A 4,619-nucleotide genomic window follows, 5' to 3' on the forward strand; every position below is an offset into this window, starting at 1 on the left:
GTGCACCACCGGTTCCCCCCGAGGAACAAGCACGGCTAAGCGCACCCCCATTCAGCCACACCCCACCCACTCCAGCACCTGACCAGGACGACCAGATGTCAGCACCTCACAGGCACAAAAAAGCCGCACAGGGATGCGCGGCCTTTTGGATCTTTGGTGAGCTGCCTGCTATTTACTTTTCGCCGCCAAATACTTGGCAGCCTCAGTAAGACTGGTGGCATAGACATAAGGCTCAGCCGCACCACCTTTTTTGACCAGATACAAGGAAAGCACCACCGTCGATTCGTTCTTGTTAATCCAATTCAATCCTACCACCACCGCATTTTCATGCTGAGGCGAAAATCGGTCTGTCTTATGAAGAGGATAAATAAACTCGTTCTTATATTCCGTGAGTTGCTTCCCAGTTTTCCGCAGGGCTATCACTTCAGGATCTCTGCTTCCCCCAATGCCCCAGGCATGACACATCACAGCCCCGTTCTCTTCTTCCATTAGCTGGAGATACCTGCGAGTCTCAGAGCGCCTGATGCTCTCAATCTGTTCGGGGGTTGAGGATGTCTTTTGTGTCTCATTGGCAGTGATTGAAACTTCTGGCACGTAGTTGCATGCCTGCTGTACTTCGATGGGCATATCATCCAGTCCGAGCGTCTCCATTCCGGTCCGGTGCGTGAAGCTAATAGTTACTTTGGTGAATCTCATGATCTGCACTTCATCATAAGATTTCAACGATCTCGTGATTAGGATGCGATATCGCCCTGGAACACCACGCGTCTGAATGGCTTGAGGTGTGACTTGCCTCAGTTGTGTTTGGGCCTCCACCATGGGGGCAGAGACGATGATGAAAGATAGGATCTTCAGCAGTGTTTTCATGAGCATTGTTTATCTGAGCTTCTTCGTGATCTGAATGACGGGATAGAGAATGGCAAAGGCCTCGCGTGGAAAGCTGGTGGGTTGGTACACGGGGTTGTAGCTGCTGAGAGTGACAGAGTCAGCACTGGACTGGTAGAGCTTGATCATCACATCGCCGCCGTACTCATCATGCAGGCGTGCCAGCACCAGGTCACCATTGCGTGGCGTGAACGAGGGATAGATGATCGCCGTGTCGCCCGGGTCGTATTTGGGTGACATGCTGTCACCGCTGAGCTTCACCGCGAAGGCCTTGGGATCTTTGCAGTCGATCGCTAAAACACCGTCTCCCGTGTAGCCGTCATCTGTCCATGTCATGTTCGGTCCGCATTGAGCTAGAGATAATAAAGGCACGTACTTCGCCGTCATGCCGGGCGGCAGATTGATTTCAGGGATCGCACCAAAGGTGCCTTTGTCAGGGTTTCGATCGACGGGATGTTCAGAACTCATGAGGTCTGATTCGTCCAGGCCAAGGATCTTGGCCGCTTTCTTGATCATCTTCTCTCCCATCTGACTGCGGCCCTCCTCAATGTTGATGTAGGTGCTCGGATCTTTGTAGCCGATCGCTTTAGCCAGCTCCGCCTGACTTATACCCTTGGCTTCACGTGCTGATTTCAGCGTTGCACGTGCACCAGTCACGTATGGCGTCACATCTTCTCTGAGCACTCTGTCATTCAAGACTTGAGCAGAAGCATTCACGATTGCCCTCTGCAATTCGGGTGTCCCTCCCACTATTTTAGCAATAGCCACGCCATCAGTAACGGGTGACCGAGCGCGGCCAGGAAACATCAGATCTTCAGGCGGCACCTGCAGAGTCTCTGCAATTTTGATCAGCTTGTCCATTTTGGGAATTCCACCGTTGAGCCAGCCGCTCACGGCTCCCTGGGTCACTCCCACGGTCTGCGCTAATATCACCTGAGTGATATTACGCTCGCTCATAAGCGTGCGTAAATAGCTCGAAAAATCAGCGGGGGTATTATTTTCCACTTGCAGAATATTAGTTCGGTTGATATTAGTCGCAATATGCCCGCAATTAATAACGCACGCAAACGCAAAGAGCCTAGCAAAGGCAGACCATCAGGGAGTGTTACGAAGTTTCCCGGCTCCGTAGTCTTCTGCGCCGAAATCGGCAAAGATCCCTCACACCTTTTCCGCGTCCTCACCGGCGAACGCACCAGCCATAGCCTCGTTGAGAAATACGCCACCTGGCTCAAGAAGAACAAGCTCCAGTGGCCTGAAGCCGCTGTAGTGAAACCTAAAGGGAGGGCAGCGTAAATGAACGCCGCCGAACTCCTCGCTGACTGGGACCGCCAGATCGCTGAACTCACCACCCAGGCTGAGACCCGCCGCAACAACGGCATGCTGGACAGCGCCGCCCTGATGCGCACGCAGCGGGACACGCTCAAGCAATGCGCCGATGCGCTGCGCGTCCTGGTCGAAGCACCCACGGTGCTGGAAGCCGCTGCCAAGGATGCCTGCGGCGATATCAACTGCGACGGCCAGTGCGAAGTCAAAGCACCCCGCCCGCTGCTGATCAACCGCGTGGATCTCTGCACCTCCGAAGCCGAGGCCCGCATTGAAGAGTCTCTGGCCACACCCGCCCAGCGCCGCATGGCCGCACGCTTCCTGCAGGTGGATCTGCACGATCTCCCCGGAGCACTCGCCAGGCGCGTGCGCACCCGCCTGCAGCAGGCCGCTTGAATCTCCGCATTGCCGGTAGCCCGGCATCTCCCCACCCCAAGCACAACACACCCATGCAAGCCCAGCCCCTGACCCTCAAACGCCGCCTCAGCCTGCCACCGCAGGCCGTGACCCGCGTGAACCTGCAACGGGCCTCATCCGCCCTGAGCACCATGAAGCCCGCCACTGTCTTCCTCCGTGATGACAGTGAACGGGATCAACTGAAGGCCCGCGTGCAGCAGCTCGAAGCTGAAGCCGCCCAGGCCAGGCAGGAAAACGCCGCCGCACGGCAGATGCTCCACACTCAGGCCTCCCAAGCCTGGCTGGAAGCAGAAGCCCGGCTGAAGCGCGAAGCGATGGAGCGCCGCGTGCAGCTGCAGGAGCACCGCAACACCTCCCGGGTGCGCGACAACACGCTGCCAGATCTGGCACCGCAAGTCGTCGCCACCACGGATGCCGTGCACCTCGCGCTGCCGCTCAACCCACGCACCGCCGTCCCCATGGACCTGCCTGTGTTCAGCCTGATCAAGCGCTGGCTGTTCCGCAGACGCTAAGCCCGCCGCGCTGGTGGGATAGACACCCACCAGCGCAGCTCCTTCAAACCCACGCCGCCACTGCAAACCACCGCCGCCCCTCTTATGAGCACCCCGCCCCCTGAAGCCCTGGACCCACGCGTCCGCCGCTTTGCCCGTGAAGCCACGGCAGAGATGACCTGCGCTCAGGTGGCAGACATCCTTGGCGCTCCTTACAGCACACGCACCGTGCTGCGCCTCTGCCGCAACAAGCAGATCGAATGCAACGCCCCCGTGAACGCCAACGGCGGCGTGAACAAGCAGGGCATCGGCCACAAGATGCGCTGGAGCATCACCAAGGCCGCGCTGCTCAGCTTCATCATCCGCAGCACCCACGGCCCGCGTGAAGCCCTGATGCAGGCCATTGAGCAGGAGCTGCCCGGCTGGAAAAGCTTTGCGCAGTACATCGCCTCCGGTGGCGAGTCTAACACCGCACCACTGCCGGCCAATGTCATCCCCATGAAGGGACGCGGCAAAGCCACGCTCAACGCCGCGCAGCTCAATGATCCGCGCCAGATGGATCTCTTCGCCCCCGCTCCGCCTGAAACTTTCCCCCACGAAACCACAGCACACCCAAGCCCATGACAACAGACCACCCACAGCACAGCAGCAACCCAAGCGCGGCCTTTGCCGTACGCACCATGACTCTGAATCTGCGAGATCTCGCACACGCGCAGATCGCACGCGGAATCCACGTGGCTCCCATCAGCCACCGCGAGGTGCTCGCCGCCGCAGCCAATCAGAGCAGCACGTTCATCGTGAAGCCAGCATCCATGCCAACCGGAGGGAACGCTTGATCATGAACCCCTACGCCCCACCCGCCGCAGCGTATCGCTGCAAACGCCCGCTGCTCAGTGCCTGCTTCAACTTCGCTCTGCTGGCCACACTGCTCAGCTGCGCTGCTGGCATCTGCGTGGCCTATGCCACCAACAGCCCGCTACTCACTGCCGCGTGCTGCCTGGCCTCCCTCTCCGTCCAGTGCTGCCTCACTGCCGCCGCCTGCTGGCTCGCTGATCGGCTCTCAGTCAACAATACCACCACGGAGGAAGCGCCATGAGCACCTACATCCCATCCGTCGCAGAAACCGTGCTCGGCATGATCGGCCTGATCGTTCTCGCCTGCCTGCTGGCCCAGCTCAAGAAGCCCACCACACCCGGGCGCAATGAGCAGCTCATCCGCCGCCATCGCCGCATCCAGGAGCGCCAGCTTGGCGAGGCCTATCGTGACGACGGCTACACCCAGCCCTTCTTCCTCTTCTGCATCACCGGGATCTTCGGTGCTCATGCAGTCCTGGCCATCGGCTACGCCATCACCTGCGCCGTCTTCGGCTGCGAGCCGCCCCGCTGGTAAACAACCCCAACCCACCATCCCTCATGCCCTCTCTCGAATCATCCTCCCTCATTCTCTACGCCTCAGCTGAGAAGCTGACCTCTGACCACCAACCCCTCATCACCACCGCAGGCA

Annotated in this window: 9 protein-coding genes; 7 read left to right on the forward strand and 2 right to left on the reverse strand. The window is 59.1% G+C overall.

What is annotated here, in order from left to right:
• Window positions 1-168 precede the first annotated feature (168 nt).
• Both WAW39_RS17225 and WAW39_RS17230 read right to left on the reverse strand, forming a co-directional pair.
• On the reverse strand, window positions 169-867 hold the full coding sequence (locus WAW39_RS17225) for a hypothetical protein (protein ID WP_422320421.1): 699 nt from the start codon (window positions 865-867) through the stop codon (window positions 169-171).
• 9 nt (window positions 868-876) lie between these two features.
• A complete protein-coding gene (locus tag WAW39_RS17230) occupies window positions 877-1,842 on the reverse strand; it encodes a helix-turn-helix domain-containing protein (RefSeq protein ID WP_422320422.1) in 966 nt (321 codons plus the stop codon).
• 84 nt (window positions 1,843-1,926) lie between these two features.
• Here WAW39_RS17230 and WAW39_RS17235 point away from each other — a divergent pair, with 84 nt between their 5' ends.
• From WAW39_RS17235 to WAW39_RS17265, 7 genes are all read left to right on the forward strand, one after another.
• Complete coding sequence (locus WAW39_RS17235; RefSeq protein WP_422320423.1) at window positions 1,927-2,178, forward strand: hypothetical protein; 252 nt, start codon at window positions 1,927-1,929, stop codon at window positions 2,176-2,178.
• Entirely contained in the window at window positions 2,179-2,604 is a 426-nt protein-coding gene (locus WAW39_RS17240; RefSeq protein WP_422320424.1) for a hypothetical protein, read from the forward strand.
• Window positions 2,605-2,657: 53 nt separating this feature from the next.
• Window positions 2,658-3,137, forward strand: coding sequence for a hypothetical protein (locus tag WAW39_RS17245; protein ID WP_422320425.1), 480 nt, complete (start codon window positions 2,658-2,660; stop codon window positions 3,135-3,137).
• A gap of 84 nt (window positions 3,138-3,221) precedes the next feature.
• Entirely contained in the window at window positions 3,222-3,740 is a 519-nt protein-coding gene (locus WAW39_RS17250) for a hypothetical protein (protein ID WP_422320426.1), read from the forward strand.
• Entirely contained in the window at window positions 3,737-3,952 is a 216-nt protein-coding gene (locus WAW39_RS17255; protein WP_422320427.1) for a hypothetical protein, read from the forward strand. Before WAW39_RS17250 ends, WAW39_RS17255 begins: the two co-directional genes overlap by 4 nt.
• Before the next feature lie 2 nt (window positions 3,953-3,954).
• Window positions 3,955-4,212, forward strand: coding sequence for a hypothetical protein (locus WAW39_RS17260; RefSeq protein ID WP_422320428.1), 258 nt, complete (start codon window positions 3,955-3,957; stop codon window positions 4,210-4,212).
• Window positions 4,209-4,505, forward strand: a complete 297-nt coding sequence (locus WAW39_RS17265) for a hypothetical protein (protein WP_422320429.1) — start codon at window positions 4,209-4,211, stop codon at window positions 4,503-4,505. Before WAW39_RS17260 ends, WAW39_RS17265 begins: the two co-directional genes overlap by 4 nt.
• The last annotated feature ends 114 nt before the right edge of the window (window positions 4,506-4,619 follow it).

It is taken from the genome of Prosthecobacter sp. (assembly GCF_049294395.1).
Lineage (GTDB): Bacteria > Verrucomicrobiota > Verrucomicrobiia > Verrucomicrobiales > Verrucomicrobiaceae > Prosthecobacter.